Genomic DNA, 18,451 nt, shown 5'->3' on the forward strand with positions numbered 1-18,451 from the left:
AAATTTTTTGTTTTAGAATAATACTTATTTAAAAGAGGCAACTTCATTGATGCGAAAATATATAGCCTTAGCATCTATGTGATATTTTCGATAAAAAGAAGTGCACAAATCAATTCATTCTATTGGTTTTACTATTTTGTCATTTTCTAATTGCTTAGAGTCTAAATTTTTTTTAAAAGATGAAATAAGCACCATGTGACAAGTGCCTATATAATGTCTTGACAGTGAGACTAGCAGTTTCGGGTATTTTCAAAGTCTAAAGCGACAGCATCAAAAGTTATATAATTAATGATTGCTTGACGAGATTAAATTTTGAGTATGCTGTGGGATACATTAAGTGCCGTTGGTGAGCTTGTTGGTGCCTTTGCTGTTGTCGCATCTTTAGTCTATCTTGCCGCTTTAATAAGAGTTCAGAATAAAGAATCGAAGATTGCTTCTATGCATGAGATATCCATTGCTCATCGAGAAGCTGTGGCAGCAATTTGTGATGGACCAATGGCAGACATCTTTGCAAAGGCGATGAAGGATTTTGATTCTTTGTCGAGTGCCGATACTTTAAGGATCATTGGTTTTGTATATCGTTTTTTTAAGATCTGGGAAGAAGCTTATTTCCAATACAAGGCAAACAGGTTGGATTTTACTATTTGGGACTCAATGACTCGTCAATATACAGCATACTTATCAATGGCACCTTTTAAAAGGATATGGGAGTTGCGCTCTGAATATGTGGCTCCCGAATTCCGTGATTATGTTAATTCAAGGAAGCCAGTAGAGTTGGTTTTGCCAAATTCAATTAGAAATATGGGTGATTCCAAAGGTTAATCTTAAATCATGCCTTAATAGGGAGTTGATATATCTAGCTGTTGTAATAGGAATGGTCATATTAAATTTAGCTACTGGTAGTATCACTCTCAACAAAATCAATAATAACCTAATTGTGAAAGAGGTATTTTTCTTCCTGAGTACCAGTGGGAGTTTGTATGACCGAAAGTCAACCCAAAATATATAATGAAAATTGTGAGGTCATGGGATTTGATAAATCCTGGATGAAACCGTGGATTCGAAAAATACGTGCAGAGCGAGCTAGAAGAGTAGTTGAGTATCTAATAGCTTGAGTTCCAAATAAGTATTGGAATGCTCATAGATTTTTTGTCATAAGAAATGACTAATACACCTTTTTAAACTGCTTTCATGCGTAAAAGGTATGAGATGCGATAAAAATAGTGCTCTATTATTTAAGCGGCTAGAAATCCATATTTCTTCTTTTTGATGCACGAAAATTTTTAAGCTGTCATCTCCTCATCGATTTATTTTGTGCAATCATGTGGGGTATCTGGCTTTAAATTTCTAAAAATATATCCGTATTTTTGTTTGCTAAGAAATTTTGAGTCACATTTCTTTATGAACATGTACCCTCAAGTTCGGACAGATGTCTAGCCATTTAAGACTTTTAGTTGGATCTGTAGTTCTAATTCAGGGAGTAAAAATATTTTTTTAAAAAAAGTTCACTCTGTCATTTGAATCTTGTAGGCTGCTTAAAAGTAGCAGAATATTTAGATGGCAGTTTCATTATGAGTGACTTATAAAGTCTTGGCTGCAATGTGAAGAGTGATAGTTTATAGGTTAAATTAACAAGTTATGTTTATAGGTATTGCTATTGATTTTGTATTGGTCGGTTGCTCCATTTGGTGTGCAGGATAATTGGTGCAAACCCAACAATAAAAGATAAATAGTATAGACATTGATGAGAATTTTCCACTTTGTTTGGCAGTTATTACTGCCGGATGCTGAACAAAGGTATAAGTAATAATGTCTGCTCGTCTGAGTGTTTGCTTTATATGTTTTTTATGCTGGTTATTTCGGCGTTAAAATTCATGTAAGCTATTGTGAGTTCAAGAAGTGAAATTCTAAATCTTAATTGGCAAATTAATAGTGCAGTCTGAGCCCTTAATCCTGCAAGGCTCTAAAAGAGAATAAAGCCTTTATCTATAAAAGAGGCTATTTATTTGCGAATATATGCGAAATTTATTCTAATTTTACTTCTCGCATTAGTTCTTGTTGGAGATATTTTATTGCTAAGGCGATGCGAGAGTAGTCTGTATTGTCTGTATTGATAATGAAAATTATATCTACTCCAGCACCAAGAATAAGAGAGTTTTGAAAAATGACATGATGACCTATAAGGAAAACATACGGTGAGATTTAATATTAACTTGGCAATTTTGATGTTCAGTGCATATCTTTCAGGTTGTAGTGGATCTTCGAGCGGGGGAGATGATCCAGACACAGGTGGCGAGCTTGCAGCTGCTGCGATGGCGGTCCATTATGAGAAACCTAAAACGCTAACCTTTCGCTGGAGCGATGTTTCTGGGGCAACTTATTATCAGTTATTTGAAAATGCTGATGGGCACTCTGGGTTTGAACCTATTGGAAATCCCATTGCGCCAAAAGAAGAGCGCATTGAATTAGTGGTGCCTTTATTCAAAAAGCTTAATGCCCAATACTTATTGCAAACCTGCGATGATCAGAGATGTATCGATTCTGATGCAGTAGCGATTGATCAGGATGTGATAGGTAGTATCGGTTATTTTAAACCCAGTAATACGGATGCTGACGATCAGTTTGGTTGGAATCTAGCAATTAGCGATGATGGCAACCTGCTTGCAGTAGGTGCTCCTCGCGAAGATAGCGGTGGTGACCAAGAGGATAACCTGACACCTGATTCAGGTGCAGTTTATATTTTTAGTCGGGAAGATGGCGAATGGACACAGCAAGCCTATCTTAAGTCTCCAGATCCTCAAGAAGCTGCAGAGTTTGGAACTGCATTGAGCCTTAGCGATGATGGTTATACGCTTGCAGTAGGGGCATTCAAGGAGAATGGGGAAAATGATAATTTTTCTGCGGGCGCTGTTCATATTTTTTCCCGAAGTAATGAAGGTTGGGTCCATAGCGCCCGACTTCAAGCGGACAATCAAGGAAATAATGACCTATTTGGTTATGCCCTTAGCCTTAGTGGGAATGGTTCTACTTTAGCAGTAACCGCACCCAGTGAAGATGGTGGTCTTGATGGCGATTCTATTGAAGATTCTGGAGCGGTATATGTGTTCCTTAATGAGGAGGGAAGTTGGTCACAGTATGCCTATATTAAGGCTGCTGATAGTTCTGAGGGGTTAGGTTTTGGTTCTTCGATAAGCCTTGATGATGCCGGGGCTTCATTCGCAGTTGGGGCTTATGCTGACAATACAGAGGCAGGTTCCGTTTATCTATACCAGTTGGATGGTGAATCCTGGGTAGAAGATAGCAAGATATCGGCTAGTAATCCTGTCGCTGGTGATTGGTTTGGATTTGCGCTCAATTTAAGTGGTAATGGGCAAACTCTAGCAGTTGGCGCCCCATTACAAAGTGGATCTAACAGTGGCGCTGTCTACATTTTTTCTCGAAAAGAAAACGCTTGGGAGCAAACTGCCTATTTGAAAGCTTCCAATCCTCATGTATCGGCTTACTTTGGAGAGGCGGTAAACCTGAGTGATGATGGCAGTTTTATAGCCGTGGGAGCATGGGGAGAGAAAAGCTATAGCCAAGGATTGTTCGGAGATAGTACAGACGAATCTTCAAATAAAGCAGGAGCAGTTTATACCTATATATTTAATGGCGTAGACTGGTCTAGTGAGGCTTATATTAAGGCGAGCAACACAGACTCGGGAGACAAATTTGGTGGCTCTGTTGCGCTAAGTGGAGATGGAGCTAGTTTAGCAGTAGGGGCGAACGGTGAAGGAAGTGCCGATAGTGGTTTGCTCGCAAGCCCTGAGAACAATGAAGCTTATTCTGCAGGAGCGGTTTATATTTATTGATTGGGCTGTATAATTTGTATTTACGTATAAAGTTAGTTGTTTGAGTTTAAATGGTATTGTTATCATTAATATAGACCGAACGGAATACGTACAATGTAAATTTTAGAGATCTTTATTCTAAGTATAGATTTTAGGCTGCTCAGGTAAATCAAAAGATTTTCCTAGAGCAGCAATATATCTAGAGTTTTAGCTAAAGCTTAGATGAATAGTGAAAGAAAAGGATATCTTTAATATTTATAACTCTCTTTAAGTCTGAGCTTGTAATCAAGCTCAGCTAGTGAAATGTGAGTTTGGTTCTAAATTTTAATCTCATACTTATATTTAGTTCAATTCTTTAATGCATAAGTATTCCTAATTACCACCTATGCTAAGCTAATTTTCAGCAACCTTTCTGGCATCGGTGGTGTCCGAAGTGAGACAAAGACAAGTCGGGGAATAAGTGCTGACAAATTAAATCTCCGATTAAATCGGTATTGGAACTCAGCCAAATAACGCTGTGCATACTTCGGTCTAATTGCATGGTAGGTGCTACGTAGAGCACTCTTTAAATTACCGAGAACCGTATTCACCCAATAAAATTCAGGCTCCTCAACGGAACTCCGACCGCCACCACAAACGATCTTGTCATGTGCACATCCGGCAGCTGTAACGGCATTGAAACACGCAAGGCCATCAGAGATCACTGTACTGCCGTTACAGAGGTGTTTTTTGCTCCAGGCAGAAATTTCACTGCTCCTGAATCCCTTGACAATAGAGAGCTTGATGCGTGTTGCCCGTCCTTCCTTAGTAGTTTCAACCGCAGCCACAAAGGGCGTTTTACCCTTAGCCCCACGCCCGGGTTTGCATCCTGTACGCTCTCCCCCGAGATAGGCATCATCCAGCTCAATGAAGCCAGATAGCTTGTATTGGTGGTCTCGCTCCATCATCACCTGCATGAGTTTGTGCTTCATACGCCAAGTTGCGTTGTATGAGATACCCAAATGACGTGACAACTCCATACAAGAGATACCTTTCTTATCCTGAGTGATGAGAAAAATCCCAAGGAACCAAGTAGTTAGGGGCAACTTGGTGGAATCGAAGATTGTGCGGGAAGTAATCGATGTCTGGCGCCGACATCGATTACATTGTTTGAGCTTTCGGTGAGATAGATCACAATGCTTGTCATGACCACAGTGAGGACAAGAAAACCCGTTTGGCCAACGCCACTGGCAGAGAGCCTCGAAACACTGCTCTTCAGTACCATATTCTTTAAGGAATTGGGTCAAACTAATGCCTTTTTGGAACTGTACCTTGTTGCGAGCCATGATCTATTCCCTACGTCTAACTGTATTTATATACAGTTAGATATGGCTTTGCAAGGGTGGTAATTGGGTAAGTATTTGTTCGCTTTTTCTTGAGTAGATGGCGCGAAGTACTTTTTTGCTAATCTGAGGCAGTCCTTCTATCGATATTGGGGAGGCAGCAAAATGTGTGGGCTGCTAGCTGTATTTTCAAATACCGTTGTATACAACCGGGAACAGATTTATCGAGCATTACAGACTCTTTCCCATCGAGGGCCTGATGGTGAAGGGTTCTGGTCATCAGGAGATGGACGGGCCTGGCTGGCTCATAAGCGCCTCAGTATTATTGACTTGGAAGGTGGTCAGCAGCCACTATTGAGTGATGATGGAGAGGTAGCCTGCATTGTTAATGGTGAATTTTATAATTATTTAGAGATAAAAGATGATTTGATAAGGCGGAACTATCGTTTTCTTACACAATCGGATAGTGAAATACTTATCGGCCTATATCAAGAGTTTGGTGTTTATTGCCTGGAATATCTACGAGGAGAATTTTCTTTCGTACTTTACGATAAAAGAAAAAACTTAATATTTTCTGCTCGAGATAGGTTTGGAATAAAACCTCTATTTTATTGTTGGGTAGATGGATGCTTGTGTTTTGCATCAGAAGTTAAGGCCTTCAAAGCGCTTGGCTTGCCGATAGATTGGAATCCACATACTTTTTGGCAAGAAATTAGCTTCTTGCATGCTCCAGCTTCTAGTTTGTTTAAAAATATTCATGAGCTTCCTCCTGGTCATTATGGTTTGGCCTATTTGGATGATCTACAATTTTCGACTCATATTTATTGGAATTTACACTTCCCCACTATTGCGGAACAAGGAAGTAATGTTTTCGATGAGAAAGAGGTTATTAGTGAGGTGCGCAAGCGCTTCTCTGAATCGATTAAGTTAAGGCTCAAAGCTGATGTACCTGTTGCCTGCTATTTGAGTGGTGGCATAGATGCCTCTTCCGTGCTTGGTATAGCGCAAGGTATGGTGGATAAGCCGATCGATGCATTCACCTTATCTTTTGATCATCCGGCCTATGATGAGTCCTCTAACGCAAAATCCATGACTGATTACTTGGGAAGTAATTATCACCCTGTTGAAATTGATAGTGACACACTGATCAGTTGCTTTGAGGATACTGCTTATACCGGCGAAAAAATGTTCTTTAACGGTAACGCTATCACTAAATATGTTCTAAGCCGAGTTGTTCGAGAGCACGGTTATAAAGTGGTTCTTACTGGGGATGGAGCAGATGAAGTATTTGCTGGTTACGGTTGGTTCAGGCAAGATTTTATCGAATATTATTTAGATACAATTCCAAAAAAAGAAAAGCAAGCTATCTTGCAGAAATTGCAGTCTGGTGATCCTGTTTCCGAAGGCGTTTTTATGGCCTCTACAAGACTGCATCAGTCACAGGTGGTGAAGTCAGCCCTTGGCTTCTTTCCAAACTGGATGCAGAGCTTTATGGATATGGGCAAAAAGATATTCCCATTGTTTTGTGAGGATTATGCCAAGTATATACAGCACTTACAGCCTGCAGAAACCCTGTTGGAACACTTGGGAGGTGCCTTTTCGGTTAAGAACAGGTCTATTTTATCAAAAAGTCTATATACCTTTACCAAGTCTATGCTGCCCCACTATGTTCTTACAATGATGGGGGATAGAACAGAAATGGCTCACTCTATCGAAGGGCGCCTACCGTTTCTGGATCATCACCTGGTTGAGTATGTCTCAGTATTGCCGGATAAATACAAGATTCGCGGGTTAACGGAGAAATATATACTCAGAGAAGCCATGAAACCTGTGTTAACAGAGCAAGTATACAAGAAGCAAAAACAGCCTCTTTGGACTCCGCCACTTACGGATAAGAAAAACAGGAAACTTTATGAATATATGAAGGATATTGTTCATAGCCGTGCTACTTTGGATATGCCGTTTTTGGACCATAAGAAGGCAATTAGATTTTTTGAGAAGAGTGATAGCTTATTGAAAGCCGATCAGAATGTTGTTGATGCTGTAAAATACCTTATCGTGAGTGGCATTTTGTTGCACAAGCGATTGGTTATGTCTTAGGATTTAATTTTCTACTTTTGATGGTTTTGATGGTTTACTCCAGATATTAAAATAAAAGGTAAAATAACCATTCTTTAGCAGGAGCTGCAGTGCAGGAGTTTCTCAAAATTGAGCCCGAATAAAATACTTCTATCCGGGCGTTTTGGTATTCTAGTTTCTCCCAGCAATTACCCCGCCATCAGCGTCCCAAATGGCTCCAGTTACCCAACTTGCTTTGTCGCTTAAAAGAAAGTCTACGACATCAGCGATGTCCTTGGGGGTACCAACTCTGCCAATAGGGTGAAAGCTATCGAAGGAGGCAAGTACTTGGTCTATTTCCCCTGGATCGATAAAGGATTCATAAATAGGCGTCTTAACCACCGCAGGGGATACTGCATTAACCCGAATATTGTGATCGGCCAGCTCCATTGCCATATGTTGGGTGAGCGAATGCAAACCGGCTTTGGCCATAGAATAGGCGGAGGAGGGCGTTGCCTTTACAGATTGCTTGGCCCACATGGAGCCAATATTCACTACACTGCCTCCGCCGTTGTCTACCATGTTTCTTGTTACGGCCTGGCTAATAAAGAAGGTGGCACGATTGAGGTCGAGATAAGTATCGTAGTCAGCCCGAGTATGTTCAAGAAATGCAGTAGGATTAAAATATCCAGCGGCGTTTACCAGGTATTTAAAATGATGATTACTGGATTTTATATATTCGATAATCTTGCTGATATCAGCCTGTTGATAGAGGTCTGCCTGAAGTGCTTCAGCAGAGCCCATCTGAGTTAATTTACTGTGGGCTCTTTCAAGTTTGTTGAGATTATTGCCAATAATAACTGTGTGAACTCCCTGTTTCACCAGCAGGTTTGCAATGGCGAGTCCCATACCACTGGAACCGCCAACGATTAAGGCAACTTCTTTTTGTTCAGCAGACTCTGGTCTTTTAGTGGAGTCACTCATATTATTTCCTCACTGAGATATGCTCATTACGTGAGTGGAGTTTAGAAAAGAACCGGATAGGTTGAAAAGTAAGCACAAAATGGTGCACTAGTTACTTTTTGGTAAGTATTGATGAAATCAGAGAAAAATATGCTCACGCGAAAGCGCCCGCCCAAGAGAAGTGCCAGAATGGTTGAGACTATCTATGGCTGTAAATGGTCCCTTACTGTCTATCAGCTTCTGGCTAGAGGGGTAAATCGACCGGGGGAAATGGTTCGCAGCGTTGAGGGTTTGACTACCAAGGTCCTGAATGAATGTTTACGTAGAAATATGGAGTTCGGGATACTGGAGCGGATCAGCTATGCAGAGATTCCTCCTCGGGTGGAATATAACGTTACAGAATTTGGACAGAAATTTCTGAGAATTCTGGACGACTTGGAAAAGCTACAAGAGGAAATTGACGGCTCAGAATTATCTGAAAGTAAATAACTTTATCCCACCAATACCTTCGAGTTACACTAAGTGTCTAAATGATACTTGTCTCTCCCTATGAATGAAAAAGACTATATAGTTCGCTATGAGAAGCGTAACTTTGACGCTCCTTTAGTTACTGTGGATACAGTTCTATTTACCTATCACGAAGGCTTTCTCAAGGTGTTATTGGTTAAGCGCGCTGCTCACCCAGAGAAAGGGAAGTGGGCTTTGCCTGGAGGATTTGTCTCTGAAACCGAAGATAATAGTCTGGAGGCGACAGCTAACCGAAAGCTAAAAGAAAAGACATCAGTTAAACCACCCTATTTAGAGCAGCTTTATACTTTTGGAGGGCCCAGCAGGGATAAACGGGGGTGGTCGGTAACGGTTGCCTATACTGCCTTGATTGCCCACCAATGCTGCGCAAGTGCAATCAATACTGTGTCGAGTGTGGACTGGTTGCCTTATTCTCAGATATCTCAATTATCTCTGGCTTTTGATCATCAGGAAATTATTAGTCGTGCCCATGAGCGTTTGGTTCAAAAAGCGCTCTATACTATTGTGCCTGCATTTGCATTACCGGAAACTTTTACCTTGCCAGAGTTGCAGCAAGTACATGAGACAATAATTGGGAAACCAATACAGAAAAAATCATTTCGCAGGCGAATTGAGCAGGCAAATCTGTTAGTGGATACTGGTGAAAAACGTTCCGAAAAAGGTCGGCCTGCAGCGCTCTATCGTTTGAGTGAAAGCTCCGCTGATTATAAATTTATAAGAAATTTAGAGCTTTAACTAAAAAATAGTTTAGCTTCTTAAGATAAAAAATTATTAACTAATTTTTTATCTAGCTCAATCAAGTATTGGTATCCATAAGTACTATTTTCCAGGCCAGAGAGTAAACTAAAAGGAAGTTCCGAATCGTACTCTCTGGTAAGTGCTGCAAGCCCGCAGGCAATAGCGGCGACACTATCAGTATCACCACCAAAATCTATACAGGTCTTCAATAGTCCAAGGAAGTCTCGATTACTTTGTAGTGCTGTATTTACCGCAGCCAAGGTTTCTAAGGCATCACAGTTGACCTTGCCAGACCAGCTTCCTATTAATTTTAGGTTGAGCTTTCTCTCAATAAGCTTGGGCAACTCAATTAGAGCTGATTTTTGGTAGATTAATAGATGTGCCATTAGGGCAACTGCTTGAGCAGATAAGATCCCCTCTTCTGTATTGTGCGTAACGCTAGCTTGGCATTTAGCCACTGTTAGTAGTTGATCAATATCGGGAATGAGCCCTAGGGGTACTGAGCGCATTGCAGCACCGTTACGTTTGCTGTGAGGCCTTATCTTGCGAGTTAAATCCTTTCCAGTTTCACAGCTATCGAGAAGGCTTTGAAAGCCTGATGCATATCCAAGGCGAGGATCACGCTTATAAGTGTGGATAAAAGCTTGTGCAAAGTCCGACTCTTGGGGATTCGAATTCTCAAGAAGGAGCTCAGCAATAGCCAAGCTCATCTGAGTATCGTCGGTATAACAACCGGGTTTGATGCCAAGGGGATGAGAGATATACCCGTTAGCATGATTGTTATTGTTAATAATCTCACGGCTACAAAACTCAAATCCGGCTCCGTAGGCATCTCCAACTGCAATTTCCAATAACATCAAAGCACCCTAAAAGATTACCGATTAGTTAATATTAACTGGCAACAGCCAATACATTTCTACCTTCAACAATAACAGCCCGTTCTCGAATAGTTTCCAGGTCTTGTTCTATAAGTAATTTCCCGTTGCGGTAGACGGTTTCCAGCAAATTATTACGGCCGCCAATATCTTGCTCACGAATAGTGTAGGGCTTTCCGTCGGTACGATTTATTAATGCCAAGCGCCCTCTCTTGGAGCGCTTGCCGCTATCGGTGGCGGGATCTTTGTAAACATCCCGCCATAGGCCATCGACACGAACCGCGCTGGCTTTCATGGCGAACCTCATGGTATCCCGATTAACTTTTTGTAAAAGCTCACCTCCCATACCGAAGCTAATATTTTCAGCGCTCTGTTTTCTGGCCTTCATTGCGCTGAGGATGCCCTCAATGGTGTGCAGAGAAATCCCGTCACCCTGGATCACCCGAATAAAGTCAGGAAGTACTCGGAAACCTTTACTATTAATGGTCGCTCCGAATATTCTCATCAAGCGCTCAATAGTCTGAGTGACTATATCAACGGGATCGCCGCTATCCGGGCGAATTACCAGGGTGCCGCCATTATTTTCTACCCTCTCTTTTAATTCACCGCCCCAGATATTCTCGATTGCACTCCAAAGATCGTAGCTGTCACTCACTACGGCGACCAGACGATTGTCACCGCTGAATTGCGTCAGCATATTTTCATAGGCTTTGGCTTCCTGCTCGGGTCCCCAACTGGTCATGGTGCTGTGCTCTGCAGCGGGTATTGAAAATCCGGCCATTGGGGCTGCGTAGTAGCGACGGCCGGCGAGTACGGCGGCAATGGTGTCTGTGCCTTGGAAATTTACCAGGTGGGCCAGGCCCCCAATAGCAGCTGTCTCTTCGCTGCTAGCACCGCGTGCGCCAAAGTCATGTAGCTTGAAGGGCAGTGAGTCGAGGCCCTCAGCAGTTTCCAGTAAATATCGTTGAATGACCTTTTTGGCTTCCCGGCTTTGGGTGGCAACTGTGGTGGGGTACCAAATTGCGCGCAGCAGGGCGGTTTCGATATAGCTGGTTAGCCAGAAGCACTGAGGGTCTGTATTGACTACTTGGACTAAGACATTCCTAGTTGGGATAACGCTGCCCTCGGGAACTGCTTGAATCTCAATGGGCAGGTAACCCTGATGCTCCTGAAGAACGTATTCCCATCCCTCGCGATTAAATGGCAGGCCATGGGCCAGACAGAGCTCCTCTGCCTCTTCGATGTGCTCTGCGTTGATTGGCGTAGTCAGGTACTGCTTGATAAATGCCTGTAGGCCAAAGAAAACAGCCTCTTTGAACTGGCCGCCCCGGCTCTCGATATAGCTGCTGACATACTGGGTTCCCTCTGGGTACTGAAGGTAGTGGCTGGTTTTATAGCTGTCGACATTCAGGATTGGGTTGTACTGGTTCATCGCGGAAATCCTCCGTGAGTAGTTGTTAGCACCGGTCTCTCCAGTGCGGGCCTTGCCAATTATTGTCCAAAGGACACTAACAGGGTTAATAGTGTCTTTTGGATACTAAGCTGTCAAGTATCGGCGTGTTTTTTTTGGGGTATTGGTGGAGGTAACGTGAGCTGTTGAATGTGCAAGAGGTGGCAATTGGCCACCTCCTACCAGCTTTAGGCACCGCCAATCAGGGATTGAATGATGTAATAGTGGTCTTCAAATAGCTGCTGAGGGTCCAGATCAGCGAGGGGAACCCAGCGGGCATGGCGAGCGTCGTCACCGCCCTTTACCTTGGGTAGCTGTTGGCTGGGAGCCAGTTCTATGTAGTAGGCGTGTGTGATAGTCCTTCCACGGGCTGAGCGATAGGGTTCATCGAATACATCCTGCCGGCGTATAGATCCTTTCAACACTGGTGTCGGGACTTTAAGGCGTGTTTCCTCTCGCAATTCTCGCAGGCAAGCATCGATCAGTCGCTCACCGGGGTCGACAAAACCACCGGGTAGCGCCCATAAACCCCGCCCGGGAAAAGCTCGTCGCTCTATCAGCAGGATATGGCCAGATTGGACCACTACAGCATCGACAGTAACGTGAGTTGGCGGATAGGGAGCGGTGGCCCAGGAGGATCTGTAGCGCTGGATAAATGCCATTTCTTCGCGCATCTCGCCGTAGGCTGGGTTGGTCTCCACAAACTCTCTTAAAGCGCCAACAGTGCCCTCTGGCAATTGCTTTTCATGGCTGAGTGAATTCAACAAGCTATCGGCGCTGTCGGTAAATAGTGCCTCCCTAAAGGGGGTTGCACTGATTTCGTTGTGATTCTCCACCCCAAGGGATTCCCACTGGGGGAAGAGGTTGAGGTAAAAACCGCTCTGGTCTTTCTGGTGCCCGATTAATGCAATTTGAGGTGGCTTGTGAGGAATGCTGTGATGAGCGGTTACTATGCCGTTAACTGAGTTTTGTACATTGCGCACCCACAGTTCATCATTGTAAGGCACATCCATTAAAGGAAGGCAGGTCAGGCGCTTGTTGTCACTCTCGCTTAAGCTTTTCCTGATAAATTGTTCCCGCTCGCGATGAGTCCAGGGGTTGCGAGGATTGCGGGGTTGGTTGGCGGAGCCAATCAGGATAATCAGGTGCTGGGCCTGAGCTAATCCGCACTGGACTACTTTTAGATGTCCGGAATGGAATGGCTGGAATCGACCGATAAAAACGGCAAAATCGTAGTGCTGGGCCATAGCAGCAAGCTCCTTGCTGTGAATAAACCCCGGTCTCTCCAGGGTTTGAATAATGGGTCTTGAAATATTATGTGTCTAATAGACACTAATGGCAAGTGGGCTTAAATTCAATTTTTAGTGGTTTATCGAAGAGGTGGGGTTATATTTCAGTGTCCGAGCCGATTTACTTTTTTTGAGTGTATGAGTAGGACTGATGTGCCGCTGGTTGTTGTTCATTTCCTTATTGAGTTTGGAAGCCTTTGCGCAGGAAATAGAGCCATTTACTACTGATGGTTGTAGCGCATTTCCCGATGGAACTTTTGATCAACAGGAGTTGTGGCTCGACTGCTGTATTGCCCATGATTATGCCTACTGGAAAGGGGGCACATACGATGAACGCGAGCAAGCGGATAAAGATCTGGAAGTCTGTGTAGCTGGAACCGGGGAAGAAGAAGTTGCACTAATGATGTTACTTGGAGTTCGGGTTGGCGGTACGCCTTTTTTACCCACTCCATTTCGCTGGGGGTATGGCTGGCCCTATTTGCGTGGCTACAAGGCTTTGTCACCGGTGGAATTACAGGCAATAAAACAATCAGAAGGTGAACTTTGACGGTAATCAGGAAAAGCTAGTCACAGAGACAAATTGTTCGCGTTTATTTGAGGTACTTTATTCAATAGGACTAACGGCTAAAGCCTGTAAATAAATATCTGCAAAACCCTCCTTGAGCCACTGCATCAAATTGCGCACCCGTAATAATTGGTGGCGTAGGGGCGGGCATACCATGGAGAGCTCGGTAGACTCAGACCAGCCGGGCAGAATTTCAACCAGGCGTCCACTGACAATATCTGCCTGGACATAGATATCTGCCAGCCGGGTAATTCCAAGTCCCTCAATTGCAGCGCGGTGCATTACCCTTCCGCTAATCAATTTAGTGCTGTTTTCAACTTGCACAACCTGTTGGTTCTTACCTCGTGTCAGCAGCCATTGATCTACACTGCCGGAAATTAGCGGTACAGATGCTAAGTCAGCAGGTTTTTCTATAGGCCCATATTCTTGAAGGAACTTTGGGCTGGCTACGTATCGGGTTTTGATAGTGTGAAGTTTACGCACGATTAGAGAGGAGTCCGGCAAGCTGCCCATACGAATAACCAAATCGTACTGGTCTTGAATCAAATCTACTCGGGTGCTGGAAAAGTCCAGATGAACTCTAACTCCTGGATTGGCCTGCTGAAACTTGATCACCAGCGGAGCAATCAAGCTCTCCCCGATAACGCCACCAACAGCGTTGATGCGGATGTTTCCCTCCAGTCCCCCCTTTGATTCACTGGCCCACTCGGCGGCAGAATCCAACTGCTGCATCGCTTGCTTGCAACGCAAATAGTAACCCTCACCAATCTCGGTATGACGCAGCTGCCTTGTTGTGCGGTAGAGAAGCTGTATATCCAGGGTTGTTTCCAGATCAGTGACCAGTTGGCTTAAATTGGCCTTGGAAAAGCCGCTATCCCGCGCTGCAGCAGTGAAGCTTCCGGCATCGGCTACCTGAATAAATGCACGAATAGCGCGCCATGAGATATTGTTCATAAAAACCAAACAATGTTTTCCGATTGGTTGGGCTAATCATATTAGTCGGAATTCCTATACTGGGTCTACTTAAACAAAACTATCCGCTGGGATAGCTCATTGAAGGAGAGAGAGCCCATGTCCAAACCACTTGTTGTTATTACTGGAGCCAGTTCAGGTATTGGTGCTGCCATTGCCCAACATATGTCTGCTGCCGGGCATCCTTTATTATTGTTGGCAAGGCGTGTGGACAAACTGGAAGCTTTAAATCTGCCAAATACTCTTTGTAGGAAAGTGGATGTGACTGATATGGCAGCCTTGCGCGGGGCAATTCGTGAGGCTGAGACTCAGTTCGGTCCGGTTGACTGTCTGATTAACAATGCCGGCAAAATGTTACTGGGCAATATTGAAACACAGAACCCCGATGAGTGGCGGCAAATGTTTGATGTGAATGTATTGGCCTTGCTAAACGGTATGCAGGCGGTTTTGGAAGATATGAAAACTCGCCATTCCGGGACCATTATCAATATCAGTTCTATTGCTGGAGTAAAAACATTTATCAATCATGCTGCGTACTGTGGTACCAAATATGCTGTCTCTGCTATTGGTGAAACCGTGCGCGAGGAAGTGGCGCCTACCGGGGTACGTGTAATGACCATATGCCCCGGCGCGGTGGAAACAGAGCTGCTAAGCCACACTACCTCAGCAGAAATTATTGAGGCCTATCAACAATGGAAAGAATCCATTGGTGGCGCAATTAATGCAGAGGATATTGCTCGCACAGCAATGTTCATGTACTCCCAGCCCCAGCATGTAAATATTCGAGAGGTTCAAATTGCAGCGACAGGGCAGGGGCAGTAATCTTAATTTGTTGTCGCCAAAGCACTGATTGTTTTTCGAGGTAATATTTATTTTACTAATATTTCCAACCTAATCCAGCGAATCGGATCTGGCTTAGGTTGGAATGAACTGTAAAAGATATGGAGATGGCAGCGCGAATAACGATTTTATTTGCCCGTCTTATTTTATGTTCTTCTGTGCTTGCACGACAAAATACTGATGAGCAGGAATGCGGCGTAGAGAAAACGGCAGAATCAGTGATGTCTAGTATCGTCAACTTTGCCAAAAAACCATCATGGATGGCGACAGAGAAGGCGTCGAAGATGGGTGTAGATCAGGGTAGAGTACAATTGGTGCTGCTCTCATCAATACTCTGGAAGCTGATGTTATCGCAGTGATCCTTATTGATCAGGATGGCTATGCAACTAACTTGTTTAGGGGCAAAGGAAACCCTGAAGAACTCACGATTCCCAGTAATGCTGGACGCAAACAAAAGTTCTACTTTGCTATAGAGTGGGATCAAGTGCGTGAAATCCGAATTCTCGGTAAAGTCATGCAACCATAGCCAGTACCTGGCGCTGGAGAGAAGTGGAGCTGCGGCTGGGGTTGTGGATACCCAGCCTGCTACGCGGTTAATCCACTTCTTGAAATAGCTTTTGAATAGATGAGAAGTCCAAATCACTTCCTCCCCGCAAATTAAGAATTCCATAGAGATTGCGCGCCATTGAACCGAGAGGCGTATAGCTCTTACTCTGAGTGGCGGCTTCCTGCGCCAACCCCAGGTCCTTACACATAAGTCTTACCATAAAACCACCGCTATAGTTTTTACTCGCTGGAACTTCGGGCATTACTCCGGGATAGGGATTGTAATTTTGTAGGGACCAGTTGGCTCCTGAACTCTTTAACATAATGTCGGAGAGCACATTGGGGTCGAGTCCATTATCTACCCCCATTTGTAGGGCTTCAGCGGTACCAATCATATGAATAGCCAGCAGCATATTGTTACAAATCTTTGCTGTTTGGCCAGATCCCGCTGCTCCGGCATAGAAAATATTGCTACCCATTGGCTCTAGAACTTCCCGGGCCCTGTCGACATCACCGGCCTCTCCCCCACACATAAAACTCAAAGTTCCTTTGCTAGCACCCGCCACTCCCCCGGAAACAGGGGCTTCAATGGCTTGCAGGCCTTTGATTCTGGCTTCACGAATAAGGCGCTTAGAACTGTTGGAAGAAATAGTGGAGCAGTCGATAATCAAACAGTCGCGAGAAATACTGTCGAGCAGTTTATCGGTATCAATATACAGGCACTCAACCGCCGCGCTATTAGGCAGCATGCTTACCACAAAATCTGCTTCCTCAACGGACTCTTGGGGAGAGGAACACTTTTTGATACTGCTTTCTACAGCGGTATCCAGTATTTCAGTGACCGGATCAAATCCTTTAACTTCAAAGCCCGCCTTGACCAGGTTGGTGGCCATAGGCAGTCCCATATGGCCCAACCCTAAAAATGCGACTGTTTTAGTCATGCTGCTCTCCGGTTAACATTATTTGAGCTGTATGGTTAAGTTGGTGTGCTCTGCATGCTCTATATCACTGTCAAACCAGCGTGCCGTAACAGTTTTGGTTTCGGTATAAAACCGTACAGCTTGTTTTCCATAAGCGTGTTGGTCACCATAAAATGACGCTCGCCAGCCGGTAAAGCTAAAGAAAGGTAACGGCACTGGAATAGGCACATTAATACCGACTTGTCCCACTAATATTTCGTGTTGGAACTTGCGTGCGGCAGCGCCACTAGCCGTAAATATTGAGGTGCCATTGCCATAGGGGCAGTTATTGATTAATTGGATTGCGTCTTCCAGGGAGTCGGCATTTACCAGGCAAAGTACGGGACCAAAAATCTCGTCGGTATAGATCGACATGTCCGAGGTAACATCGGCAAATAGGGTGGGACCAACCCAGTTCCCATTGGGAAACCCTTCGACAGTAATTTCAGAGCCATCTAACACACAGCGGGCGCCTTCCTTTTTGCCCTGGGCGATATACCCAAGCACCCTCTCACGGGCAGGGGGTGATATTAGTGGACCGAAGCCCGCTTGCGTATCCTTCCAATGACCGGGCTTGATAGCTGACATAGCGTCTTTAATGTCGTCTACCCATTGTTGTGTCTCTCCAACAAGTACAGCGACGGAAATCGCCATGCAGCGTTGCCCGGCAGCTCCGATGGATGATCCAACAATATTATTAATAGCCGCAGCCTTATTGGCATCGGGCATTACGACCATATGATTTTTAGCACCGGCAAAAGCTTGAACACGTTTTAGATGCTGGGTACCCGTCTGGTAAATATGCCGCCCCACGGGGACTGAACCAACGAATGAAATGGCCTGAATACCGGGATGTGTTAGAAGAAAATCCACCTGCTCCCTCCCGCCATGTACTACCTGTAAAACACCTGCTGGAGCCCCCGCTTCAGCAAATAATTCGGCCAGTTTGCAAGGCGTGACAGGGTCCTGTTCAGAAGGTTTCAGAATAAAAGTATTCCCACAGGCAATCGCCATTGGAAACATCCACAGTGGAATCATTGCGGGGAAATTAAATGGTGTGATCCCCGCACAAACTCCAATAGGTTGTAGATAGGAGTAACAGTCGATGGTGTTGGCAACATTCTCTACGGTTTCACCCATCATTAGTGAAGCGATATTGGCTGCATGCTCAACAACCTCAATACCGCGCCAGACGTCCCCTTTGGCATCCTCAAAAGTTTTACCTGTTTCCTCGCTGAGGATTTCAGCCAGCAGCTCCTGATTTTCTTTCAGAAGCGCCTGGTACCTCAACATAATCCGTGCTCTTGCGGTAACCGGCGTATTTCGCCATTGGTCAAATGTTTCTTTGGCGGAAATTACTGCATTCTCCAGTTCAGTCTGGGTAGACAATGGCGCCTGTGTAAGAACATCGCCGGTAGCGGGGTTGGTTACATCCAGCCACTCAGTACTTTTAGACTGAATCCACTCACCACCAATCAATATTGGTAACTTGGAAGGAATATTCTTATTCATGTTA

17 protein-coding genes are annotated in these 18,451 nt (G+C 44.3%); 9 read left to right on the plus strand and 8 right to left on the minus strand.

Annotation, left to right across the window (positions count from 1 at the left end; genetic code table 11):
- Positions 1-312: 312 nt before the first annotated feature.
- On the plus strand, positions 313-822 hold the full coding sequence (locus P0078_RS16515; RefSeq protein WP_282931021.1) for a hypothetical protein: 510 nt from the start codon (positions 313-315) through the stop codon (positions 820-822).
- Between the two features lie 1,373 nt (positions 823-2,195).
- Entirely contained in the window at positions 2,196-3,851 is a 1,656-nt protein-coding gene (locus P0078_RS16520; RefSeq protein ID WP_282931022.1) for a hypothetical protein, read from the plus strand.
- Between the two features lie 362 nt (positions 3,852-4,213).
- On the opposite strand, the gene P0078_RS16525 is transcribed toward P0078_RS16520, so the two are convergent.
- The gene (locus tag P0078_RS16525; RefSeq protein WP_282931023.1) at positions 4,214-5,155 is read right to left on the minus strand and encodes an IS1595 family transposase; all 942 of its coding nucleotides are present in this window, start codon (positions 5,153-5,155) and stop codon (positions 4,214-4,216) included.
- A gap of 162 nt (positions 5,156-5,317) precedes the next feature.
- Between P0078_RS16525 and asnB the strand changes: the two genes are divergently transcribed.
- Positions 5,318-7,252: an asparagine synthase (glutamine-hydrolyzing) gene (gene asnB / locus P0078_RS16530; RefSeq protein WP_282931024.1), complete on the plus strand. Its 1,935-nt coding sequence runs from the start codon at positions 5,318-5,320 to the stop codon at positions 7,250-7,252.
- 150 nt (positions 7,253-7,402) lie between these two features.
- Here asnB and P0078_RS16535 read toward each other — a convergent pair whose 3' ends face one another.
- Positions 7,403-8,194: an SDR family NAD(P)-dependent oxidoreductase gene (locus P0078_RS16535; RefSeq protein WP_282931025.1), complete on the minus strand. Its 792-nt coding sequence runs from the start codon at positions 8,192-8,194 to the stop codon at positions 7,403-7,405.
- 111 nt (positions 8,195-8,305) lie between these two features.
- Here P0078_RS16535 and P0078_RS16540 point away from each other — a divergent pair, with 111 nt between their 5' ends.
- Together P0078_RS16540 and P0078_RS16545 are read left to right on the plus strand one after the other, a co-directional pair.
- The gene (locus P0078_RS16540) at positions 8,306-8,662 is read left to right on the plus strand and encodes a winged helix-turn-helix transcriptional regulator (RefSeq protein ID WP_282931026.1); all 357 of its coding nucleotides are present in this window, start codon (positions 8,306-8,308) and stop codon (positions 8,660-8,662) included.
- A 60-nt stretch (positions 8,663-8,722) separates the two neighbouring features.
- A complete protein-coding gene (locus P0078_RS16545; RefSeq protein ID WP_282931027.1) occupies positions 8,723-9,436 on the plus strand; it encodes an NUDIX hydrolase in 714 nt (237 codons plus the stop codon).
- Between the two features lie 20 nt (positions 9,437-9,456).
- Here the strand turns inward: P0078_RS16545 and P0078_RS16550 are convergent, their stop codons facing one another.
- The 3 genes from P0078_RS16550 to P0078_RS16560 all read right to left on the minus strand — a co-directional run bounded on the left by P0078_RS16550 (position 9,457) and on the right by P0078_RS16560 (position 13,077).
- Positions 9,457-10,296, minus strand: coding sequence for an ADP-ribosylglycohydrolase family protein (locus tag P0078_RS16550; RefSeq protein ID WP_282931028.1), 840 nt, complete (start codon positions 10,294-10,296; stop codon positions 9,457-9,459).
- 34 nt (positions 10,297-10,330) lie between these two features.
- Positions 10,331-11,746, minus strand: coding sequence for a nicotinate phosphoribosyltransferase (locus tag P0078_RS16555; RefSeq protein ID WP_282931029.1), 1,416 nt, complete (start codon positions 11,744-11,746; stop codon positions 10,331-10,333).
- Positions 11,747-11,952: 206 nt separating this feature from the next.
- Entirely contained in the window at positions 11,953-13,077 is a 1,125-nt protein-coding gene (locus P0078_RS16560) for a bifunctional nicotinamide-nucleotide adenylyltransferase/Nudix hydroxylase (RefSeq protein WP_353057081.1), read from the minus strand.
- Between the two features lie 127 nt (positions 13,078-13,204).
- On the opposite strand from P0078_RS16560, the gene P0078_RS16565 reads away from it, so the two are divergent.
- Positions 13,205-13,600 carry an FAD-binding oxidoreductase gene (locus P0078_RS16565; RefSeq protein ID WP_282931030.1) on the plus strand — a complete coding sequence of 132 codons (396 nt, stop codon included), beginning with the start codon at positions 13,205-13,207 and terminating at the stop codon, positions 13,598-13,600.
- 57 nt (positions 13,601-13,657) lie between these two features.
- Here the strand turns inward: P0078_RS16565 and P0078_RS16570 are convergent, their stop codons facing one another.
- The gene (locus tag P0078_RS16570; RefSeq protein WP_282931031.1) at positions 13,658-14,572 is read right to left on the minus strand and encodes a LysR family transcriptional regulator; all 915 of its coding nucleotides are present in this window, start codon (positions 14,570-14,572) and stop codon (positions 13,658-13,660) included.
- 117 nt (positions 14,573-14,689) lie between these two features.
- Here P0078_RS16570 and P0078_RS16575 point away from each other — a divergent pair, with 117 nt between their 5' ends.
- From P0078_RS16575 to P0078_RS16585, 3 genes are all read left to right on the plus strand, one after another.
- Positions 14,690-15,412, plus strand: a complete 723-nt coding sequence (locus tag P0078_RS16575; protein WP_282931032.1) for an SDR family oxidoreductase — start codon at positions 14,690-14,692, stop codon at positions 15,410-15,412.
- Positions 15,413-15,537: 125 nt separating this feature from the next.
- Positions 15,538-15,789, plus strand: coding sequence for a hypothetical protein (locus P0078_RS16580; RefSeq protein ID WP_282931033.1), 252 nt, complete (start codon positions 15,538-15,540; stop codon positions 15,787-15,789).
- Positions 15,786-15,956, plus strand: coding sequence for a hypothetical protein (locus tag P0078_RS16585; RefSeq protein ID WP_282931034.1), 171 nt, complete (start codon positions 15,786-15,788; stop codon positions 15,954-15,956). Before P0078_RS16580 ends, P0078_RS16585 begins: the two co-directional genes overlap by 4 nt.
- A 67-nt stretch (positions 15,957-16,023) precedes the next feature.
- Here P0078_RS16585 and mmsB read toward each other — a convergent pair whose 3' ends face one another.
- Both mmsB and P0078_RS16595 read right to left on the minus strand, forming a co-directional pair.
- Positions 16,024-16,917 carry a 3-hydroxyisobutyrate dehydrogenase gene (gene mmsB, locus P0078_RS16590; RefSeq protein WP_282931035.1) on the minus strand — a complete coding sequence of 298 codons (894 nt, stop codon included), beginning with the start codon at positions 16,915-16,917 and terminating at the stop codon, positions 16,024-16,026.
- 18 nt (positions 16,918-16,935) lie between these two features.
- Positions 16,936-18,447, minus strand: coding sequence for a CoA-acylating methylmalonate-semialdehyde dehydrogenase (locus tag P0078_RS16595; protein WP_282931036.1), 1,512 nt, complete (start codon positions 18,445-18,447; stop codon positions 16,936-16,938).
- Positions 18,448-18,451: the final 4 nt, after the last annotated feature.

The sequence above is a fragment of the Microbulbifer sp. VAAF005 genome (assembly GCF_030012985.1).
GTDB lineage: Bacteria > Pseudomonadota > Gammaproteobacteria > Pseudomonadales > Cellvibrionaceae > Microbulbifer.